21 protein-coding genes are annotated in these 21,829 nt (G+C 54.0%); 2 read left to right on the top strand and 19 right to left on the bottom strand.

The annotated features are described in order from the left end of the window. Nucleotides 1–59 precede the first annotated feature (59 nt). The 16 genes from phnP to pobA all read right to left on the bottom strand — a co-directional run bounded on the left by phnP (nt 60) and on the right by pobA (nt 13,837). Complete coding sequence (gene phnP / locus REIFOR_RS02850) at nt 60–902, bottom strand: phosphonate metabolism protein PhnP (protein WP_100256123.1); 843 nt, start codon at nt 900–902, stop codon at nt 60–62. 196 nt (nt 903–1,098) lie between these two features. Next, nucleotides 1,099–1,644, bottom strand: a complete 546-nt coding sequence (phnN, locus tag REIFOR_RS02845) for a ribose 1,5-bisphosphokinase (RefSeq protein ID WP_100256122.1) — start codon at nt 1,642–1,644, stop codon at nt 1,099–1,101. Further along, the gene (locus REIFOR_RS02840) at nt 1,644–2,795 is read right to left on the bottom strand and encodes an alpha-D-ribose 1-methylphosphonate 5-triphosphate diphosphatase (protein ID WP_100256121.1); all 1,152 of its coding nucleotides are present in this window, start codon (nt 2,793–2,795) and stop codon (nt 1,644–1,646) included. The genes phnN and REIFOR_RS02840 overlap by 1 nt, the downstream gene beginning before the upstream one ends. Then, complete coding sequence (phnL, locus tag REIFOR_RS02835; RefSeq protein WP_100256120.1) at nt 2,792–3,508, bottom strand: phosphonate C-P lyase system protein PhnL; 717 nt, start codon at nt 3,506–3,508, stop codon at nt 2,792–2,794. Before phnL ends, REIFOR_RS02840 begins: the two co-directional genes overlap by 4 nt. 9 nt (nt 3,509–3,517) lie before the next feature. After that, the gene (gene phnK / locus REIFOR_RS02830) at nt 3,518–4,312 is read right to left on the bottom strand and encodes a phosphonate C-P lyase system protein PhnK (RefSeq protein ID WP_100256119.1); all 795 of its coding nucleotides are present in this window, start codon (nt 4,310–4,312) and stop codon (nt 3,518–3,520) included. Next, the gene (locus tag REIFOR_RS02825) at nt 4,305–5,213 is read right to left on the bottom strand and encodes an alpha-D-ribose 1-methylphosphonate 5-phosphate C-P-lyase PhnJ (protein WP_100256118.1); all 909 of its coding nucleotides are present in this window, start codon (nt 5,211–5,213) and stop codon (nt 4,305–4,307) included. The genes phnK and REIFOR_RS02825 overlap by 8 nt, the downstream gene beginning before the upstream one ends. Beyond that, the gene (locus REIFOR_RS02820; RefSeq protein WP_100256117.1) at nt 5,197–6,381 is read right to left on the bottom strand and encodes a carbon-phosphorus lyase complex subunit; all 1,185 of its coding nucleotides are present in this window, start codon (nt 6,379–6,381) and stop codon (nt 5,197–5,199) included. The genes REIFOR_RS02825 and REIFOR_RS02820 overlap by 17 nt, the downstream gene beginning before the upstream one ends. Beyond that, nucleotides 6,372–7,046, bottom strand: coding sequence for a phosphonate C-P lyase system protein PhnH (gene phnH, locus REIFOR_RS02815; protein WP_100256116.1), 675 nt, complete (start codon nt 7,044–7,046; stop codon nt 6,372–6,374). Before phnH ends, REIFOR_RS02820 begins: the two co-directional genes overlap by 10 nt. 1 nt (nt 7,047) lies before the next feature. Beyond that, nucleotides 7,048–7,488, bottom strand: coding sequence for a phosphonate C-P lyase system protein PhnG (gene phnG, locus REIFOR_RS02810; protein ID WP_100256115.1), 441 nt, complete (start codon nt 7,486–7,488; stop codon nt 7,048–7,050). Nucleotide 7,489: 1 nt separating this feature from the next. After that, nucleotides 7,490–8,278 (bottom strand): phosphonate metabolism transcriptional regulator PhnF, encoded by a 789-nt coding sequence (phnF, locus tag REIFOR_RS02805; RefSeq protein WP_100256114.1) that lies wholly within the window; start codon nt 8,276–8,278, stop codon nt 7,490–7,492. A 9-nt stretch (nt 8,279–8,287) separates the two neighbouring features. Next, on the bottom strand, nt 8,288–9,118 hold the full coding sequence (gene phnE, locus REIFOR_RS02800; RefSeq protein ID WP_227003744.1) for a phosphonate ABC transporter, permease protein PhnE: 831 nt from the start codon (nt 9,116–9,118) through the stop codon (nt 8,288–8,290). 100 nt (nt 9,119–9,218) lie between these two features. Continuing rightward, the gene (gene phnD, locus REIFOR_RS02795) at nt 9,219–10,211 is read right to left on the bottom strand and encodes a phosphonate ABC transporter substrate-binding protein (RefSeq protein WP_100256113.1); all 993 of its coding nucleotides are present in this window, start codon (nt 10,209–10,211) and stop codon (nt 9,219–9,221) included. A gap of 125 nt (nt 10,212–10,336) precedes the next feature. Then, the gene (gene phnC, locus REIFOR_RS02790; RefSeq protein WP_100256112.1) at nt 10,337–11,248 is read right to left on the bottom strand and encodes a phosphonate ABC transporter ATP-binding protein; all 912 of its coding nucleotides are present in this window, start codon (nt 11,246–11,248) and stop codon (nt 10,337–10,339) included. Nucleotides 11,249–11,682: 434 nt separating this feature from the next. After that, nucleotides 11,683–11,898 carry a TIGR02450 family Trp-rich protein gene (locus tag REIFOR_RS02785; RefSeq protein ID WP_100256111.1) on the bottom strand — a complete coding sequence of 72 codons (216 nt, stop codon included), beginning with the start codon at nt 11,896–11,898 and terminating at the stop codon, nt 11,683–11,685. An 83-nt stretch (nt 11,899–11,981) separates the two neighbouring features. Further along, a complete protein-coding gene (locus REIFOR_RS02780) occupies nt 11,982–12,527 on the bottom strand; it encodes a GNAT family N-acetyltransferase (protein ID WP_227003743.1) in 546 nt (181 codons plus the stop codon). Between the two features lie 98 nt (nt 12,528–12,625). Further along, the gene (gene pobA / locus REIFOR_RS02775; protein ID WP_100256109.1) at nt 12,626–13,837 is read right to left on the bottom strand and encodes a 4-hydroxybenzoate 3-monooxygenase; all 1,212 of its coding nucleotides are present in this window, start codon (nt 13,835–13,837) and stop codon (nt 12,626–12,628) included. A 186-nt stretch (nt 13,838–14,023) separates the two neighbouring features. Here pobA and REIFOR_RS02770 point away from each other — a divergent pair, with 186 nt between their 5' ends. Continuing rightward, the gene (locus REIFOR_RS02770; protein ID WP_100256108.1) at nt 14,024–14,941 is read left to right on the top strand and encodes a LysR family transcriptional regulator; all 918 of its coding nucleotides are present in this window, start codon (nt 14,024–14,026) and stop codon (nt 14,939–14,941) included. Nucleotides 14,942–14,965: 24 nt separating this feature from the next. On the opposite strand, the gene REIFOR_RS02765 is transcribed toward REIFOR_RS02770, so the two are convergent. Continuing rightward, nucleotides 14,966–16,966, bottom strand: a complete 2,001-nt coding sequence (locus REIFOR_RS02765) for an extracellular solute-binding protein (RefSeq protein ID WP_100256107.1) — start codon at nt 16,964–16,966, stop codon at nt 14,966–14,968. 278 nt (nt 16,967–17,244) lie between these two features. Continuing rightward, a complete protein-coding gene (locus REIFOR_RS02760) occupies nt 17,245–18,186 on the bottom strand; it encodes a sodium-dependent bicarbonate transport family permease (protein ID WP_100256106.1) in 942 nt (313 codons plus the stop codon). 417 nt (nt 18,187–18,603) lie between these two features. On the opposite strand from REIFOR_RS02760, the gene REIFOR_RS02755 reads away from it, so the two are divergent. Further along, nucleotides 18,604–19,935: a hypothetical protein gene (locus REIFOR_RS02755; RefSeq protein ID WP_100256105.1), complete on the top strand. Its 1,332-nt coding sequence runs from the start codon at nt 18,604–18,606 to the stop codon at nt 19,933–19,935. A gap of 1,294 nt (nt 19,936–21,229) precedes the next feature. On the opposite strand, the gene REIFOR_RS02745 is transcribed toward REIFOR_RS02755, so the two are convergent. Beyond that, nucleotides 21,230–21,742: a hypothetical protein gene (locus REIFOR_RS02745; RefSeq protein WP_100256103.1), complete on the bottom strand. Its 513-nt coding sequence runs from the start codon at nt 21,740–21,742 to the stop codon at nt 21,230–21,232. Between the last annotated feature and the right edge of the window lie 87 nt (nt 21,743–21,829).

The raw sequence follows: 21,829 nt of genomic DNA, 5'->3' as shown, positions 1-21,829 counted from the left end.
CTAAAAAACCTTGCGATCGTGATCCACCAAAAGGTGGCCATTATGTCCAACCACAGCCTCTAGTTCAGGGGCCGAGGTTGATGCGTATTACCCTGTTCAAGGGCAATTTCCTGATTGTCGTACGCCACCCAAACATTCTCAGGTAAGCAGTCTTGCTGGGCCATCAGATAGCTATCCATCTGATGCGACAGATGGGTCAAGCAGATCGAGGGCCTTTGGCCGGCGCTGGCAAAACGCGCGGACAGGTCTAGGACGTCCGTTAAGTCATTGTGGTTGGCCGCATGGGCATCGGCCAGTCCAGGTGGAAAGGTGCAGTCGATAATCAATAGGTCCGGCTGCCAGGCCAACAGAAATTCCTCGCTCGCTGCGGGCAGGCCCTTGGTATCGCACAGGTAGGCAAATTTCTGCCCCTCTGCTTCGAAGCAATAACCCAGGGTGGCCTTACTGTGATTGAGCGGTATGGCGGTGACCTGCAACACTGTTTGAGGCTGGGTTACAGCGTCCAGCGATAACGCAAACGACTGGGCCTGAAAGGCTTTCTTGATCGGCCTGAAATCGAGCAAGCCATTGTTTTTATAGAGGTCGGCGCAACCGACTCGATCGCGCGGACAGTGCACCGGAATCGCCTCACCCTGCCCCCAACGCAAATGAAACAAGCCGAGCAGATGATCGGCGTGAAAATGGCTGAGAAAGATACCCGCCAACTCATTGGGCGCAAAGCGCGCCGCCAGTTGGGTATTACCGGCATCTATCAGAAAGTTGCGGCCGGCTAACGTCAAGACCACACAGCTGCCAGTACGTTGATAGGTACTGAGCAACAGGGCACGTTCACAAGCCGGACAGTGACAACCCCAAACCGGCACCTGCCGCGCATCCCCGGTACCCAAAAAGCGCAGCTTCATAGACCCAAACCCACCATCAACCCAAAGCGCGGAACATGCCACCCCTTAGTCGGACAGCCATCCTTCTTATTAGGACACCCACCCTTAGAGATATCTTTCTTACTACTGTGACAGGCACTCGCGTTCCGCCCTCCCCTTGTATACCCAAGCCCCTTGGGGACTGACGGCTCGGCCCAAGTGCCCCAATTTGACGCGATCATTGGACACCCTCCGCAACCAGCCCTAGGGCCAGCAGCTGTGCCAGGCTGGCGTCGAGTGAGCCGTTATTGTCGATCACTAGGGCATCCTCAATGGGTACCTCGATCTGGCGTTGCATCCGTTCGCTGATCTGGGCCGGTGATTCGCGTCGCCGTTGGTGCAGCCGTTGCCGGCACGTTTCGTCGGCCACGGTCACCAGCACCGGGATCAACTGCGCGCCCAAACGCGCGCGTGCCTCAGGCAGATAATCTCGGCTGCCGTTGACAAAGACATCCAAACCCGCGGCCAGCCAATGACGCACTTCGACGCCCACTCCGTAACGCAGTTGGTGCGCTTGCCAGGCAAACAACAGGGCCCCAGCCTGCTCACGCTGACTGAACTCGGCCGCGGTCAGCGCGATATGGTTTTCCGATCCGGCATCGCCGGCCCGCGTGATATAGCGATGCGCGACGACGACCCCGGGGTAATGACGCAGCCGATCGAGAATGGCGTCCTTGCCACTGCCGGAACGACCGATCAGGTAATAGAGTTTGCCGCTGCTCATCAGTAGACCCGCTCGCCCTGGTTCCAAACCTGCTGAATCAGCGGATGATCATGTTGCCAACGCACGCGCACCAGGTCGGCGCGTAATCCGGCCACCAGGCTGCCGCGATCGGTCAGGCCAACGGCCGCAGCCGGGGTTGAGGTCACGGTGCGAATCGCATCGGCCAGGCTATAGGGGTTGTCGAGACCGGCCAACTGAAAGGCCGCATCCAACAGGCTGTTTGGATAATAGTCTGATGACAAAATATCGAGCACACCGGCTTGGGCCAGTTCGGCGGCGGCGACATTGCCCGAGTGCGAACCGCCGCGCACTATATTGGGTGCGCCCATAAGCACTTTCATACCGGACTGATGGGCTGCCTGGGCCGCTTCGAGGGTGGTCGGGAATTCCGCGATCGACATACCAAAGGACAGCGATTCCTCGATGTGCGCCAGCGTGGCATCGTCGTGACTGGCTAACGGGATGTTAGCCGCCTGGCAATGCGCGGCGATTTGCTGACGGAACGGGGTGCTATAGAGTTCACTGCTTTGCTGATGGCTGGCGATAAAGGCGGTCATCTGGGCATCGCTAAAGTTCATCTTGCCTTGATAATACTGAATGTACTTATCCAGCCGGGCAAACTGACGTTGGCCGGGCGCATGATCCATAATACTGACCAGGCGCACCAGGGGATTATCGGACAACTCGGTAAACAGCTCCAGGCAGCTTTTGTGGCTGACTTCACAGCGCAAATGCACCAGGTGGTCCGCGCGCGTCAGACCCAGTGCGCAGGTCTCCACCAGCGAGGACAACATATAATGCAGACTCTTGAGGCGAAAACCATCGGCCTTGATATCACCGATGGAGACGGCATCGAACACGGTGGTGATGCCCGAGGCAATCACCTGGGCATCGTGGGTCAGCACCGCCGATCGACCCGGCCATTGCACACCGGGCCGAGGTACAAAGTGCTTTTCCATATTGTCGGTGTGCAGTTCGATGAGGCCGGGTAGCAAGTAATCACCGCGACAATCGATCGCCTGCGGCAGGCTTGAGGCGCCACTCTGGCATTCCTGAATCAGGCCGTCTTGCACCACCAGGGTGCCGAGCACCACCTCATTATTGAGCACTAACTGAGCCCCACTGAAGATCTGTTCTGAACTGCTACTCATGCGCTTAACTCCCCGGTTTGGACCAGCGCGGGGGCGAAGTCCACCACCCGATCGGCCACACTGTCGCGTACTTCTTCATCGTGAAAAATGCCGACAATCGCCGAACCCTGTTGTTTGGCGGCATTGATCAGGTCGATCACCACCCGGCGGTTGACGCTGTCCAGTGACGCGGTCGGTTCATCGAGTAGCAGAAAGGGCGACGGGCGAATAAAGCCGCGTGCGATATTGACCCGTTGCTGCTCACCACCGGAAAAGGTCAGCGGCGATAAGGCCCACAGATGTTCGGGGATATTCAGGGTGGTTAACAGCCGTTGTGCCGCTTCAATAGCAACATCAACCTCGACCCCGGCAGCCAACAGTGGCTCCTTGACAATATCCAAGGTCGCCACCCGCGGCACAACGCTCAGGAACTGGCTGACGTAATTAACATAATGCGCACGCAAATTCAGTTTTTGAAAATCCGGCGCACTCAACAGATCAATCTGTTGGTTATCGAAGTGATAAATGATCTCGCCCTGTTCGCACAGGTAGTTGCCAAACAGACTCTTCAGTAGCGTACTCTTACCCGAGCCGCTGACGCCTTTTAGCACCACACACTCGCCGCGTGCAACCTGCAAATTAAAATCGCGCAGCACCTGGTAGCGAACTTCCTGGTGGTGATGCAGGACAAAGGTCTTGGATAAATTTCGAACGTCAATCGCCATCGTTTGCATACAGATTCCTTAAAAACTCAGCACAGAGTTAACCAATAACTGGGTGTAGGCGTGTTGTGGATCGTCGAGCACCTGATCGGTTAAACCGGTCTCGATCACGCGGCTGTCTTTCATCACGATCATCCGATCGGAGAGCAGCCGTGCCACCGCCAGATCGTGCGTGACCAGTACCACCGAGAGTTGATATTCGCGCACCAGGGAACGCAACAGATCGAGAATGCGCGCCTGTACCGACACATCGAGACCACCGGTCGGTTCGTCCATAAAGACTAGGCGCGGGGCCGTGGCCAGGGTGCGGGCAATTTGCAGGCGTTGCTGCATGCCGCCGGAAAATTGCGTCGGCATGTCGTCGATGCGTTGGGTGTCCAGCTCGACCTGGCGCATCCACTCCGTACTGGTGGCACGCAGTTGGCCATAGTGGCGCGCGCCGACGGCCATCAGTCGTTCGCTGATATTGCCCCCGGCACTGACGCGCAAGCGCAGGCCATCACGCGGGTTCTGATGCACCAGGCCGAGATCGGTGCGCATCAACAGCCGCCGACGTGCTTCCGACAGCTCATAGAGCGACTGGCTTTGACCGGCCGTATCCTGATAGATGACCTGGCCGGCGTCGGGCGGCACACTGCCACACAAACTCTGCAATAGGGTGCTCTTGCCGGAGCCGGATTCCCCGACAATGGCCAGGACTTCACCCGGATAGAGCTCAAACGACACATCCTGAGCACCGGTGTTCGGCGCATAAAGACGGGTCAAATTCTTAACCGATAACAGACTGGTCGGTGCCTTGCCTTGGTAGTTAAACATCCTGTTCTCCTTGCACGGTTTCGCTCACGCGATTGGCACTGCCCTGAAAGCCCTGGGCAACCCGCGCCTGACAGTAATCGGAATCGGAGCAGATAAATTCTCGTCGCCCGGCGTTATCGAGCACTATTTCATCGAGGAAACTGTCACCGGCGTCGCACACCGCGCAGTTGTCGGGCCACTGCTCGATCTCAAAGGGGTAGTCGTCAAACTCCAAACTCTTCACATCGGTATAGGGCGGCACAGCATAAATGCGTTTCTCACGACCGGCGCCAAACAACAGCAGTGCTGCCGACTGGTGCAACTTGGGGTTGTCGAATTTCGGGATCGGCGACGGGTCCATGATATAGCGTTGATTGACCTCGACCGGGTAGGCATAAGCGGTAGCGATCTTGCCGTATTGGGCAATGTCTTCGTACAGTTTTACGTGCATCACGCCGTACTCCGCTAGAGCATGCATCTTGCTGGTTTCACTTTCACTCGGTTCGATAAAGCGCAGCGGTTCCGGAATCGGCACCTGGAACACCAGTATCTGATGTTCCTGCAAGGGCCGCTCGGGAATGCGATGCCGGGTTTGGATCAATGAGGCCTGCGCCGTTTCGGTGGTCGTCGCCACGCCGCTCACCTGATGGAAAAACTTACGAATCGAGACCGCATTGGTGGTGTCATCGGCGCCCTGATCGATCACCTTCAAGACCTCATCCGGTGCAATAATGGCGGCGGTGATCTGAATGCCGCCGGTACCCCAACCATAGGGCATGGGCATCTCGCGACCACCGAACGGCACCTGATAACCGGGAATGGCAATGCCCTTGAGCAAGGCCCGGCGGATCATTTTTTTCGTGGTCTCATCGAGATAACCGAAGTTATAGTGAATCGGTTGGACCTTAGCGTGCACTGTCATCGGTGACCTCCAGAGCGTCAGCGTGGGATGGGCGGACGGACGGTTGCGAGCGCTTATCGCTCGGGTTTTCGGTAGGCTGTTGCGCACTGGCCTTGGCGCGTAAGCTGCGAATCAATTCCAACTCCGATTGAAAATCGACGTAATGGGGCAGTTTAAGATGCGACACAAAGCCGGAGGCATCGAGGGCATCGCAATGGGCCAGAACAAATTCCTGTTGCTGGGCCGGGGCGTCCTCCGGCTCATTAAATTCGTCGCCGCGCAACGCGCGATCGACCAACGCCATGGCCATAATTTTTCGTTCGTTGTAGCCGAAGCTGAGGCCATAGCCTTGGGTAAACTGTGGCAAGGCGTCCTTGCTGCCGACGAACTGATTGACCATGTCACATTCGCTGATTTCGATTTCACCCAAACACAGGGTGTCGTCCATCTCGGCGCAGTAGAACTCGACTTCAACCCAGCCCATGCGGATTTCGCCGGCAAAGGGATGATTGCGCGCATACCCGCGCTGAGTCGAGTAGGCCATGGACATTAGAAAGCCTTCATCGCCACGTGCTAAGGCTTGCAACCGGGTAGTGCGCTGCGCTGGAAAGGTCAATGGCTCAAGCGACAGGTCGACCGGTTCGCCCGCGCTCGCAGTGGGCGATGACAGCAACCCTTCCTGACGCAGCAAATCGCTCACCCGATGAGCGCTGAGCGAGTCAGTCGCCGTGCTCGGGTCCACAGCCGCTGCGGTTGCAATGTCGGTTTGAACCGGCGCACGATTTTCCAGCAGTTGGAAATTCAGCAGCCGATGGGTGTAGTCGAAGGTCGGCCCCAATACCTGGCCACCGGGTAAATCCTTATAGACCGCCGAGATGCGTCGTTCGATGCGCATCGCGCGAGTATCGACCGGGGCACTGTAGCCGAAGCGCGACAAGGTGGTGCGGAAGGCGCGGATTAAAAAGATCGCCTCGACCAAATCACCCCCAGCCTGCTTCAGAGCAAGACCGGCCAGGTCACGATCGTAGAGGCTGCCCTCGGTCATGATTCGGCTGATGGCAAACGGACACTGTTGGCTCAATTGCGCGACCGAGACCTCGGCCGCCTGCGCGTCGCCGCGACAGTAGGCCGCGAGCAAGCGATGGGCATTGTCGATGGCCTGTTCGCCACCCTTAACGGCTACATACATGCGGCGTCTCCTTCGAGCTGAATACGGGTGGTACGCGGCAGAGCAATGAGCTCTGAGTCGCGGCAGATAAAGATATCAAAACCCATCGGGAACGAGCCGTTGCAGTCGGCCCGTTGGTGCCAAAAGGCTGCATCGATCTCGGTCAGATTCAGACGCTTCACCGGTCCCTGTGGATTGATGCCAGGGCCCGTTAAGCGCACACAGCCGGCTGTCGCTTCAGCGCTCACGGCAGTTAGATCCGGCCCCTGATAGTCGATCACCAGGGTAGCGCCCAACTCAGGCGAGGCCATGGTGCCCAGGCCCAGCTGGGTCAAATCAAGGTGCGCCAGATCGGCCTGGCGGCAGACTATAAAGTCAGCCTCGGCCACCGCGACCACTTCACTGTTCAGGGTCAGGCGCACCCAGCGAGCCAACTCAGCAGACGGTAGGCTGGCAGCAAAGGCCACCTGGACGTCTCGATTACCCAGGTTTTCCACTAATATCTGGCAGGCCGGTGATAAGCCGCCTGGATCTAAGGGTCCTGTTTCTTGCATTAGGCTTAGCGCACGACCAGGGTAGGATTGGGCATCGAGAATCTGGCGAAATTGGCGCGCCGATTGTTCGGCCGCGCTCGGCGCTTGGGCGGGCGTAGGTGCTTGGGCGGAAGTAGGTGCTTGAGTCGTCATATCAATCTCCTCGCACCAGAGTGAAAAAATCAACCTTGGTGCTACTTATTTGCTGCTGGCGCGCGGCATGACGCTGCGCCAAAGTGGCGGCCAACTGGCGCATCGGCACGGCCAGACGCACCGCTTGCGGTACCTGCATGGCGGCATCGAGTAACGCGGCCAGCAATGAATGAGTGGCATTCGCGCCCAGGGTCATGGCAAAACCGCGGGTGCCATCGTGCAGCACCACCTGCGTTTTGGTGACACTGGCATCGCCCAAATTAAAGGCCGCGCCGTCGCCACTAACCCGACCACGCACTGTCACCAGTCCGGTCTCGGGCCCTTGGCTGAGTTCATAAGGCGCGGCCCAGTCGGCGTGCTGATACAGATCCTGTAAGTCGTGTTCATTGGCCAGGGCAAACAGACGTTGCCATTGACTGCGGGTGTACTCTTGTCGGCTCATATCAGCTGACCTCCGTGGTATTGAAATCGATTTGATATTGCAGCCGGTCGGGGCGGGAGTAGCTCACCGATACTTCCACCAACGTCCGACTCTGTTGATCGTGATTGACCGATTGCACTATCGCCAGCGGACTGTCGACCGCGCACTTCAAGTGAATCGCCTGCCGGTTGGTGGCGAGGACGGCCGAAAACTGAATCTGACTGCGCTGCAATGTGCGTTGATAATGATTTTCGATGTGGCGGTGCAGCGACCCCCCGCTATAGCTGGTCGCGATACCGGGCAGCGCCTGCGCCCACACGTAATGGTGAATCAAACAGACCGGCACCTGTTCCATAAAGCGCAGCGTTTGCAATTCCATCAGGGTGCCACCGGCCGGATACTGGAGCGCAAAGATACGCCCTATCCCGGCTGGCACAGTGGCGACCGTGTAGGAACGCGTAGCGAGCAACAGTGCTTGACTCGACTTGCCTTTCTCGGTCAAATTTTTAGTAAACTTACCGGCTGGGTTGAGCAGGTATTCGATCTGATTGGAGACCACCTGGGTGCCCCGTCCCTGTTGTTTTACGACCAGACCGGCACGTACCAATTGATCGATCGAACGCCGTACCGTATGGCGGTTGACTTTAAAACGGCTCGCCAGTTTCATCTCGGACGCTAACAAATCGCCCGGTTTTAAATGGCTTCTAATATCCTGTTCCAGCAACAGGGCTACCTGCCGATATATCGGGTCAGCGGCCATACCATCTGGCTTGTCTAGACAGGTTTCTATATTAAGCGCCTGAGCCTGCATCGGGTGCCCTTAGATAAACGACTTGCGAATGAATTGGGAAAGAATATCGAGCAGCGACACGGCGAGAATGATGATCAGAATAATGGCGCAGGTATTGGCGAACTGAAAACCGCGCATCGATTCCCATAACACCACACCGATACCGCCGGCACCCACCATGCCAATGACCGTGGCCGAGCGAAGGTTCGATTCAAATCGATACAGGGTGTAGGAGATCCACAGCGGTAAAACCTGGGGAATCACCCCGAAAATAATTTCCTGCAAGCCATTGGCACCGACGGCACGAACGCCTTCAACCGGACCCGGCTCGATAGCCTCAATGGCTTCGGAAAATAACTTAGCAAGCACGCCGGTAGTGTGAATAAAAAGTGCCATCACGCCAGCGAACGGACCGAGGCCCACGGCGACCACGAACAACATGGCAAACACCAACTCATTAATAGCGCGCGCAGCATCCATAAGACGTCGAATCGGCTGATAGACCCAGACTGGCACCAGATTTTCGGCACTAAGAATACTAAAGGGTACCGCCAAAATAACCGCCAGCAGAGTGCCCCAGATGGCGACCTGTATAGTCACTAGCATCTCGGCGACATAGAACTTCCAGTTTTGAAAATTGGGCGGAAAAAAATCACCGGCCAGTATCGCTATATTGGCGCGATCCCGAATCAGCATGCCAAAGTCCATTTCAGCACCCTGCCAGGCCCAGATTAAAACCAGTGCGGCCATGGGCCAAAGCACCAATGAACGTAGGGCGCGCCAGCGATTGATCGAGCTGTAATGCATTTGCGTAGCAGCGGTGTTGGACGGTTGGGTGGGTATGGCTTGATGAGCGGTCATAGGTTGTCCAGATTTTGTGCCGAATAACAGCGACCCTAAAAGGTCGCTGCTGCTCAGGTTGGGGTTTGATTGCCAGAGCGGGTCCGCCCTGCGGGCAACCTTACTGCTGTGCTTCCAACGCCGCCATCATGCGGTTCAATTCGCCTAACTGGGCATTGATGGCCGCTATATCAGTCTCTTTGGTCTTAATATCGCTGGCCGTTAATCGGATCAGTTCTTTGTATAAGACCAATTGGCGGATCGGCAACAATTGCAAATCGCTCGACGCTTTAAAGGGCGCCCATCCAATATTATTGAGATTGGTTAATTCTTGCGCGTCGCCAGTCTTGCCGTAGTTCATAATGAAGTCATAGATTGCAGATTTGGTGGCTTCATCCAGATTTTTACGCCAAACAATGGGATCCGATGGAATCAACGGTGACTTCCAAATGACCTTTATATCGTTAAAACGATCCGGGAAATTTTCTTGGATTCGGGCCATGTTTTCAGTGTTATTGGTAGCGATATCGACTTTCTTGGTCGCCACTGACAGCGCATTGGTTTCATGATTCGAGTTCATCGTGCGTTTAAATATCTTGTTCGGCTCAACGCCATTTTTGGCCCAAACATAGTAAGACGGCACCAGGTAACCCGAGGTGGAATTTGGATCACCATTACCGAAAGTGAGACTGCCTGCGTTGGCCAACATATCGGCCACGTTGTTTATTTCGGTGTTGTCTTGGTGGGTAATCAATAACGACCAGTAACCCGGATTGCCCATGACGTCGACGGTCTGCGCGAAAATTTCGCCGCCCGCCCGATCAACCGCTTCCATTGCCGACTTGTTGCCGTACCAGGCCAGGTCGACCTTATCAAAACGCATCGCTTGAATGACACCCGCATAATCAGAGGCGAAGAAAGGATTAATTTTAACCCCCAATTTTTCGCTCATATCGTTGAGAAACGGCATCCATTGGTCTTTCAAACCCTGGGTCGATTCGGTGGCAATAATGCCAAAGTTCAATTCAGCGGTTTCCGCCTGGACGATGGGGCTCAGCAGAGCTGTTGCCGCCAGCAGTCTGGCCGCTGTGGTTTTGAAGACATTTTTTAACATCGGTGCTCCTAAGTATGGTTGGTAGGTTTATAAAACGTTTTAAGATCATGCTTGGTCCTGACTTCGATCGATCGCACGATGACACCGCACATTCGACCGCCGTCAACACCGCAGGAAAACTGTGATTATCCGCCGGCCAACAGCTCTTCTATTTCATTGGCCTCATAGAGCGAGCCGAGACGATTTGTGGTCAATTCTGCGGCCGGTCCATCGAAATAGAGTTTGCCTTTTTTTAAGGCAACCACACGCTGACAATAGCTGGTGGCATAGTTCACTTGATGCAGGGTCACGACCACCGTCTTACCATCGTGTTCGTTTATGTCTTTGAGAATTTGCATAACCACTCTGGCTGCCACCGGATCGAGCGAAGCGATCGGTTCATCGGCCAAGATAATGTCAGCCTTTTGCATCAATGCTCGAGCAATGGCAACACGTTGTTGCTGGCCACCGGATAAGGTACTGGCCCGTTGGTGACAAAATTCAGCCATCCCCACCCGCGCCAGAGCAGTCAATGCTTGACTCTTCTCGGCAGCGGAAAACCAACCCAGCGTCGCCCGCCAGACCGGCATATGGCCGAGGCCACCGACCAGAACATTGGTTAAAACCGACAGTCGATTGACCAAGTTAAACTGCTGAAAGATGTAACCAATTTTCTTACGGCTTGGCTGGGTATGGGTGGTGCGTTTGCCACCTTGCTGGGTATAGTTCGACATGACGGCGATGCTGCTGATGTCGTCCGACGTCTCAGCTCGATCACCGTAGGTTAGGCCATTGATGTGCCGTAACAGCGTCGATTTACCCGAGCCCGAAGGACCAATTAAGGCCACCATGTCACCACGGTGCACCGTCAGGCTAAGGTCATCGATCGCCCGAGTGCCGCGAATAAAGGTCTTACTGACACCACGAATTTCTATAGCCGGGCGCTTTGCACCCTGATTTGATTGTGATGCGCCGACCAAGGCTGCCCGATTAACCGAACCAATAGCAGGAACAGTTTCTGAGGCCGATGGGCTGCGGTAGACACTTTGAGTACTCATGGCGTTTGCCTGTTGTTGTTAATTTGTCTAGACAACAGTAGCGAGTGTATTTGACGTTCCAGTGACCAAAGGATGAAACTTTTATGCACCTAAGAGTACATTCTGATGAATCGCCTCGTCGGCATGACCTACCCCAAAGCAGGGCGAAATTTGACTGGTCTAGGAAGATCGGGGGTTGCGGGGGGATTGGGCCGGTGGGGATTGGGCTGGCTGTAATGGGGTTGTCACACAGCTGTCATATTGAGGGCATAGCTGAGGGGTGTGTAGTTTTGACCCAAAGCTACTGAATGGGCCAACAGGGTTGGCCGGGCGTGGGCGGTTATGCATTTTTTATACAACAGGCATTAGAGTTTTTTGCGTAATAGACGCTTTAGTGGCAAACGGCCCGAGCGCAGTCGAATAGATTGAACCCAACAGTGCCTATGCCAATAGTGCTACTTCCAGCCTTGCAGCCAGCGCGTGCTGTCTTTAAGGTCTTGCCATTGAATGGCGTAGAAGTTATTCGACACGACCGCCTCGATAAAGCAATCGATTACCACGCCTTCCTCGTCAAACTCGACTTCACTGATCCGGAAGTGCTTTTCTTTTTCGCGTGGCTGCACGGCCGTCCATTTGCTGTTGAGCAGTTTTTTGGGATTGAGTTGGTTCATCGGGACTCCAAAGACGGGTTCGGCTATAGATACTCGACCCGATCCCAGTTGGATCAGGGTGGCTGCGCCTTTTTGGCGCCGCCTTAGGGTAAGAGCGTTAAGCGCATCTCGTGCCAGCTCAGACCGCCGTGATCGGAGGCCGATTCGGTCAGATAAACGAATCCATAGCGGGCATAGAGATCGATCAATTCAGTTTGGCACATCAGGTATAGGTCGGTTTTACCCAGCGTTCGCATGGCGTCAATAAAGTGCACCAGCAGCCGGCCGGCCATGCCCTGCTGCTGGTAGTCCGGATGCACCACGACCGACATAATCACTATCTTCTTCCCCTTGGGATCATGCCCGACCAACGATTTAAATTCATCATCGGCCATCTCTACCCTGTCGGTTGCCCCGCAATTGATAAAACCGATCACCTCGTGATCATTTTCCAGGACAATAAAACCTTCGGGGTATTGCCGAATGCGTTTAAGGATTTTTTCTTTGCTGGCCGCCTCATCACCGGCATAGGCAATCTGTTCTATAGCGAAACAGCGCTCCAGATCCCGTTCGGTGACATTGCGCAGCCTAAGGTCGGACATCATGGTCATATATTCCCAGTTAACAGAGACGGCAGGATACGCCGACACGGGATAACCATAACACTCCGGTTGCTGTTTTTAACCAAGCAATCTGCCGCTTCGGCCCATTGTCACAGTCTAACGACTGCTTAAAGGGCTATAGGGATTCAACCCCAATCTTCAACCGGGAAGCCGGCGTACTGCTCGGCCAGCCAGGCTTGGGCGTGTTCTGAGGCCAGAATGCTATTGAGCTCGGCGGCTTGGGTTCGATGGTCGAAGCTCGATTGCTCGGGAAAGACGTGTAATAAAGACGTCATCCACCAGCTGAAACGTTCCGTTTTCCAAACACGATCGAGCGCGACCTCAGAATAACGATCGAGCAAGGTATCACTGCCCTGCTGATAGTGCTGAGTCAGGCCGCGCCACAGATAGTAGACATCCGACAAGGCCAGGTTCAGGCCCTTAGCGCCCGTGGGTGGCACGATGTGCGCCGCGTCGCCGCACAGAAACAAGGCGCCATAGCGCATCGGTTCGGTGACAAAGCTGCGCAACGGAGCAATCGACTTCTCGATCGAGGGGCCGGTGATAATGGCACTGCCAATCTCCGGCGGAAAACGGGCGATCAGTTCGTTCCAGAACCGTTCATCGGACCAGTCTTCGACCCGATCGGTGATTGGGCATTGCACATAATAGCGGCTGAGCATTGCACTACGTTGCGAGGCGAGGGCAAAGCCGCGTTCGTGCTGCACATACCAGAGGTCGGGTAAGGGCGGGGTTTCCGATAAGACACCCAACCAACCGAAGGGATAAACCTTTTCATAGTTCTTTTGCACGCTGGCTGGTATGGCTTGGCGCGACACGCCGTGAAAACCGTCGCAGCCGGCAATAAAGTCGCAATCGAGTCGTTGCGCGACCCCGTCTTGCACAAAGGTAACGTGACTGGCACCGGTCAGCTCATGCAACTGCACATCACTGACATCGTGCAACACCGGGGTCTCGATCTCGGATACCGCGGCATAGAGATCCTCGGTCACATAGGATTGGCCGTAGGCCATAAAGGATTTACCGGTCCATTTTTTGGAATCGATCAGCATGGTATGTTCACCCTGCCAGGCGACGCGTGTACCGTTGTGCACATGGCCATCACGGTCCATGCGGGCGCCGACGCCGGCCCGACGCAACAGTTCAACACTGCCCCACTCCAAGACCCCGGCGCGGATACGCGCTAAGACATGGTCACGACTGGAGCGTTCCAGCACCACGTTGTCGATGCCTTCTTTGCTGAGCAACAACGACAAGAGCATGCCCGACGGGCCACCGCCGATGATGGCCACCTGTGTTTTCAGAACCGGGGGCTGGGTCTTATGGGTCTGTGTCATGAATACGCTCCACTTTGTGCTAGGCAATTATTGTTAGGTGATCCCTGTGTGATCGAACCGTATCGGCCCAAGCGAGTATCGCTGCACACAAGTCATAGCCAAAACGTACCATTGGCATTACTATTCCAAAAGATACCCATTTACGCTTAGTGATAACTAATTGATATAGCCTAGGGAGAACGCATTGTGAAGCTGGAACTTATTGAGGCCTTTATTGCCGTGGTCGACGGCGGCAGCATCCGCGCCGGTGCCAAGCAGCTCAACCGCTCCCAGCCCGGCCTATCGAAGAAGATCCGGGCCTTAGAAGCGGAACTGGGTGTGCCCCTAATGGTGCGCAGCGCACAGGGCATTGAACTGACCCGCTATGGCGAGCACTTTCTGGTGCGCGCCCGCACCATCGTCAATGAGACCGAACGCGCGCGCGCGGAGATGGACCAGCTGCGCGGGGCGCTCGACAGTGTGGTGCGCATCTCGGTGGCACCGGCCTCCACGGTGGATCTGATTCCGCAAACCGTGCGGCTATTTCAACACCAGTTTCCGGCGACCCGATTGGAGATCTATGAAGGACTGCAGGCCGTGGCGGTCGAACAACTGCGCAGCGGTCAGATCGATTTCGCGGTTTGCCCGCTGTGGGAGCCACTACCAGCCAGTGAATTTAGCATTGAGGTGCTTGAAACCATGCCGATGGCCGTGGTCACCAACGCCCAAAGCCGGTTTGCCGCCTGCACCACCCTGACTGAGTTGGAGCAGGCCAACTGGATACACATTGGCGCCGGCGCCAGCCTGAGTCCACTCGTGGTCAAGGTATTTGAGGCCGCCGGCCTATCGACCCCCACGCCGACCATGGAATGCTTTTCGTTGACCAGCACGCTGGGGTTTCTGTTTGCCGCCGATGCAGTGGCCCTGCTACCGGCCAAATTGACCCAGGTACCGCAGTATGCCGACCACCTAATTCAGGTGCCCATCGCGCAGGGTATCCCCAGCTATCCGCTCTACATCATTCATCGCAAAGACAGCCCGATGACCTTGATGGCCGGACACCTGGCCACCATCCTCACCCGGGTGGCGCACAACAAACTGCGCTTGGCCGAACTGGAGCTGTAACAGCGTCTCTGCTGCCGGGCAGTTCTACTGAGCCGTTCCGGCATTTTTCATAACGTCCAGCGTAAATGCCTGAGACTTGGCTAGCGCTTGGTCGACCGTCAGCTTACCTTGCAGCACCGCATTAATGCTCTGCGAGACAAAATTACCGATTGCGGTGAATTCCGGCACCGCGACAAATTGTATGCCGGTATAGGGATTGGCCGTTAGGGTGGCATCCCGAGGGTTAGCACTGTTAATGGCGTCAAATACATAGTCGGCAAAGGGCGCAGCCTGGCGATAGTTTTTATTGGCATAGGTCGACTTGCGCGTACCGGGCGGCACGGCTAGCCAACCCTCGTACTCGGCCACCCTATTGATATAGTCCTTAGACGTGGCCCAGGCGATAAAGTCTTTTGCCTCGGCCTGTAGCTTAGACGATGAGGGGATGGCCAATGACCAAGCCCATAACCAGGCCGACCCCTTCGGCGTAAGGGCCACAGGCGCCGGCGCAAACCATACCGTATCGGCCACCGTGGAGCGACCGGCATCAAACAGCAGTCCGGCGGCGACCGTCGCGTCGACCCACAGTGCGCAATGCCCTTCGGCAAACAGCCTAAGGTTCTCAGAAAAGCCATTTTTATAGGTATCGGGTGGCCCGAACGATTGAACCAGATCAACATAGACATTCACCGCCTGGTGCCAGGCTGGCGTATCCAATTGGGGTACCCATTGCAGATCAAACCACTGCCCGCCGAAGGTATTTACCAGAGTGCCTATATTGGTAATATTCTCACCCCATCCGACCTTGCCACGCAAACACAACCCATAGATACCCTCATCGGGCGCATGCAGTGTTGCGGCAAAGGTTCGGATCTGCTCCCAGGTAGGTTCCGCGGGCATGGTGAGACCGGCTCGGTCAAACAGATCGCGGCGATAATAGGTCATCGAACTCTCGCCATAAAAGGGCAAGGCGTAGAGCTCGCCGTTGTATGACAGACTGTCCCGGATCACATCGATCAGATCGGCTTGATCATAGTCCTCGGGCAAGTCCGTTAACGGCGACAGCCAATTTTGTTTGTCCCACACCGGCACCTCATAGGAACCAATGGTCATCACATCGTATTGGCCTTCGCCGATGGCTAAGTCGCTCAACAACCGTCGCCGTAAAATAGACTCATCTAATACGCGCCAATCAAGCCGGATAGCCGGATGCAGTTGCTCGTATTCCCTGGACAGGCGTTGCATCAGTACCATATCGCCATTCGCTACCGTGGCGATGCGCAATACCTTGTGCTCGGCAGACTGCTCAAACAACAACAGGCCGTGGCGATTCATCAGCGAGTCGATCACGCCCTGGGCCTTGAGTTGCTTAAGCGCACTATTAAAGGATGCCAAATTCTCCTGAGCCTGGGCCGATTTTTTTGAAAACGCCACATACAAATCGATGCTTTCAATAAACTGCTTTGGAAAGGTAAATTGCCCAATCATGTAGGGGAACTGATCGACCATCAGGTCGGCGGCGTTGAACTTGTCTATGAGTACGTAGTTAACACGCCCGGCATACAACATCTTCATGGCTTGTTCGTTGCGGCTAACATATAAAAACTGGGCCGGCGCAAAGGCAATTTTCGCCTGTTCCGATATGGACCCGCGCAGCACCGCGATAGTGGTCGCTTCTGAAATTTTAGCGCCTGAGGCCTCGATGCTTTTTTTACCCAACAAACCCAGCTGGTATGAGGCGATGGGCTCGGACACCAAAAACTTTCCGCTCATCACGGCATCATAGGTCACGGGGAAGACGGCTTGATACTCTCCGATCAAGGCGAAGTTAATGGCCCGAGTGGTGGGGAAAAAATCAATCTCGACAAGGCGCTCTGCCTGCACAAACGCCGCCGTTACGATCTCATAGAGGGCACCCTGATTGTTTAGGTTTTGGCCGATGTAAGGTGGTAGATCGTAAGATGACAACCTAAGGTTTGGCTCAGCATAACCCGCTACACAGAGCAAAGACATTAGGTTAAAAAAAAGCAGATTGAGAATTTTCATAAGGCATTGAACAGCGTTTGTGGCCCGCAGCCATTTTTTGTGAACATCCAATACCCCCGCGCATAGCGTATTTCCATGTGCGGCTTAACCTAGTTTAGTATTGGCTATTCGTCAAACCGACCTTGGCAATTAACCAGCGCCGAGGAGAGATGAATAACCGGACTTAGGCGTCACGCTCGCCTACGAGACAAACACCTCGATAGAGCGTCAATTGACTATCGAGGCTTGAGCCAGGGTTCTGCTTTGGGTGATTTTTAAATTAGCTTTTCAAGCAGCGATCACAGCAAAATTAAGTAATGATAAAACGAAATTCCGACTAGGACGTTGAGCGGAAAAGTAAGCCCAAGAGCGGCTAACATCGCCAGGCCGATATCAGCCTCGGGTATCGCGCCTTTTATCGCTACTGGCGCAGCAATATAAGATGCACTGGCGGTCAAGCTGGCAACGATAATCAAGGTGCCTTCGGACATGCCGAGCAATTTACCGGCGGTGATGCCGATCACCGCCAATATTGGCGGGGCGATCAAGGCAAAAGTTAATAAGCGCCAATGATGCAGAGGAAAGGGTCTCAATGTTGATGCGGCGGTTAAGCCCATGTCCAGTAAAAATAACGCCAGTACCGCCTTGAAGGCACCGGTATACAAATCGGTTACGGCAGCGCCTTTTATCGGTCCATACATTAGACCAATTACTACGCCGCCTAACAGCAATATGACACCCTGGTTGGTAAAGGCCTCATGCCACAGTTTGGCCATCGTCGGCTTTACCACGCCAACGGTCCGCTTTTGAAAACGACGATAAATCAACAGACCGACAACAATAGCGGGCAGCTCCATTGCAACAAGATACAGGGTCACTTCTGGGGCCAGAACCAAACCGCGGGCTTCGACATAAGCCAGCGCCACGGCAAAGGTGCCGGCACTGACGGAACCATAATGAGCGGCAATACTCGCGCTGTCTGCCAAATTCAAACCGATGACTTTGCGTACGATGGGGAAAATGAGTACCGGTATCAAAGCACCCAAGGCCATCACGGTTAGTAATTCCGGCAGGACTTGCCAACCCATATTGCCGTATAGAGCCATCCCGCCCTTAAGGCCGATGGTTAACATCAGCAACAAACTCAAGGTTTGGTAAGTCGCCTTTGGCACGGCTAAATCCGAGCGGACGATACCGGCGACCAATCCAAGCATAAAAAACATCACTACGATATCGGGCATTACGTCTCCAATTTAATGTCTCAGTTGTTACAGCCACTCGGGGATGAGCGGCCAAAAATTCTATTAGTGTTGTGCCAGCGCCCACTTCAAGGAAACCAGAGCCCACTTCAAGGGAACCAGAGCGGCATACTATTATTTTCACCACAAAGCCTTTTTGATAATTACTTATCAAATAGGTGCAACGGTGAACAAGGTAGAATTTGGTTGGTTAATCGCTGTGTCGGAACTGCCAAGGCCCCAGGCCGGACGCTCTAGGGTTTGAAGACTTACCCAGCCTCTATTAAGCGCAGCACGCCGAACAAGATTGGCTGCTCCGTCATCGTGAACCATGGCATCGCCGCGCAGAATGACTACTGGGTTTATCAAGGCGAATGCGCTACGTTAGCCTCTGCTTTTAAGCCCTAATTGGTCAATAATATGAAATTAAAATCCCTATTGCTACTGTTATTGCTGGCGGCCCAGGCCCCCTGGGTATACAGCTGGTCCAACCACACGCTCATCAGTCACGACCTACTGCAGGCCTTACCCGAGGTACGCGATGCCGCCCCGGTCGAGGTGGAAAGCATAGAGGCCTTCCTGATGGCCACGGAATCAGACCTGGCCGTGTTTCTGGATGAACAGGAGCAGCAGTTGCGGAATTCGTTATGGCATTACGCGCCCCGGCCAGACAGTCTGCGTTTTATCGCCAACGGCGATGCCCAAAGCGTTCGCCAGCGTTTCACTCAAGCGATCCGTATTAACCCCAATTCGAAGCTCGCGCTTTACGTTCAGTTATTACCCGGTGAGGCGAGAGACGGCATGCCGATCGCGGCAAGCGATGTCAGAACCCTAACCGACCCAGTTCACCTGGAAGAGGTCCAATTAATACAGTTGACTGAAGGACGCCGTGTGGCGCCACTGGACGTGGTCACCACGGCTAATGATGAACCCGACCACGGCTTAGACATTGGCCTGTTCACCGACAGCAATACCGACTATGGCCTAGAGTATGGTTTTGGTGCTCAACCCTTTGGCAATCCGGCCCTGCCCTATGGCACGCAGGCCCCGTTTCACATGGGCTTCTATCATGAGCCAAAGATTATCTATGCCGCCGGCGGCTTCCTCAAACGCACCTATCCGGAATACCGCATCTTACTCTTTAAGCAATTAGCCGAGTTTGCTTTTGCCCAAGGCCATGATTACTGGGGCTGGCGGTTTATGGGCTGGGGTTTGCACTATGTCGGCGACTTCTCCAACCCATACCATGTCACCCCCTTACCCGGGGCCAGCACCTTAGATATTCTAATACCCGGCGTGTTGGGCGTGATCGGCCTACCGAGTGCGCAGCAAAAGGCGACTCAATTGACCTCGAACCGCCATACGGCACTGGAAGACTTCCAACAGGAAGTGATGGACCGTGCCTATATTGCGCACCAAACCAGCCCATTGATCAGCGCTTTGGTGCCACCGGAAACCAGCGTCCCATTTACCAATGAACAGGTAATCGGGCTGATCGCAAAAACCGCTTACGATAAGGCTGAGCAAGTCGATCGGGTTCTGCAGCAAGCCATGCCGGCAAAGTTCATTAACGATTCGGCCATTGAATACTCCGATCTTGGCGTGAAAAGCCAATTACCGGATATTGTCTTGCAGGAATCTGGCCTAGAGGCCTATCAGCGTATGGAAACAGTTGTGGCCGACCTATTGGGTGATTTTGCCCAGTACGGCACAGCCTATGTGCGCAGCATTCTGAGTCAGCCGCGCCGGTGACCGGGGATGTCGCCAAACATCAATGGCTTTGACTCCCCTGCTCTCCGATTGTTGAATTGTTGAAATTCAACATAGGTTACGCCAAGCCCCAGCGCGGCCCAGCACATTTAACCGAGGGACATCGTTCACACATTTCCGTAATTTCATGTATTTTGCATCACACATCGGCTCATTGCGAAAATATCGTGGGACCTACCGCTTGCTGGCATAGGGAGATAACCAGTATTGAAGTGGGTCTCACATTAAGCCTCTCTAAATAATATGGCCCGACTTATCAGTTCATCTCGATTGAAAACGCATTTAAAAACTACCGCCCCAAAAGTAGTTTACGATCAACTTCGCTAACATCGGCCTCAGCGCAGACGGAGGGCCGGCTTCCCTTTGTCACGGATATTTTTTTCAAAAATGTTACGCGCATCATCTTTTGACAGAGAAATTATTCGCTGTTGCAAGACAGGTTTCTAATTGGCTGCCTGGATCATCTTTACCGGTGCAACCTTAAGACCCGCCAATGCGGCAAGACGCATGGCGATAAACTCGGATGTATAGACATGCCCAGTTAATATTAATGTATATTTTAATAGTCATATCGGATGAACTCTGTCCTGACAGGGAGCCTGAGCGCGAGCCTTAGAGGAACATCCACTTTAGTACTCATAGCGAATATCGGTCCGTCTAAGAAAAGGCGACGCAGTCACGCCGCCGTTCTAATATTAAAATATTTAGATACAGTGGAATGATGATTGATTGGCAAGGCTTTCATTCAGACGAATTGAATTGAGATTTGAAATATTCAATCACATCCTAAGTCAGCAGGGCCCCGACTGTCGGAATGCGCCAGCAACCTAAAGACTCACCAGCTGCTTTGACTGAAGCCACTTTTCCTGCAAATAACTAAAATGAGCGTTCAAAGTGCTGTGCACTGTTAATCCAATTTGTCGCTCTTCTTTGGGTAAGTTCATGAATAGATTCTTCTTTGGGTCAAACTCTACGTTTCGGTCGTTGTCGTTTGGGTTTAGGTAATAATGTAGCTTTGGAAATTCGCTGGACATTTTTCCATATAGGGCTGAAACCACCTTGCCATCCTCATCCACCTGACTTCTTATTCGAAAGTAGTACATTCTAAACCTATTGAAATTAGATTCCATCGGATCATCACTGGACCTATATTCATAATATTTAGATTCACTTTTGTATCCGACCTCAGGCGCCAAATAATCTGATTTTAACTTACTTGTAGAACCCTTCACTTTAAACCCAATAAGCCCGCTCCCCTCATTTGGAAATCGAATAGCTAAATTATATTGATTATTAAAAAATCCACTTCGTCAAAGGTATAGAAAAACTCAAAATCTTTATGCAAGCCATTCCCGTGAGGCGGAACATAGTCCCCTGCCATAAAATCATAGCCAACCCAATGGCCTTTAAGATCTTTCCTATCAGCACGTAGATGAGTTTTCCTAGCATACATTGGAATTGGGTTTTTCTTTTCCCGTAAAATTACCGTCGCATCGTGATTGCCATAGCCGAAATCACCTTTAGTATCGTAATACCCTTCTTTTGTAACCAAATACCAAGTACCAAACGTGCCGAACCGAATCGCACTATCTTTGCCTTTTTTGTCGGTGTGCCCTCTACAGCTGTTGCTACCTTCCGATAACATAAATTCAAGGGCTACTGCTGCATCCTCAATAGGTACATTATTTTCATCGACGACCTTTATTTTTATGCCGACTAAGCCACCGCCGCAGGCCGAGATGGCCAGTACAAAGCCGATTATCAGAGCAGGCCTTCCATGCAGGTTCATCCCATTACCCCCTATCCGCCGATTCAACCCAATGCCCCAAAAATAACAATATACAGCATGGCATCTCAGTTAAATCCTGACCAGGTC

The organism is Reinekea forsetii, assembly GCF_002795845.1.
GTDB classification, from domain to species: domain Bacteria; phylum Pseudomonadota; class Gammaproteobacteria; order Pseudomonadales; family Natronospirillaceae; genus Reinekea; species Reinekea forsetii.
This window is presented reverse-complemented; position numbering and strand designations above follow the sequence as displayed.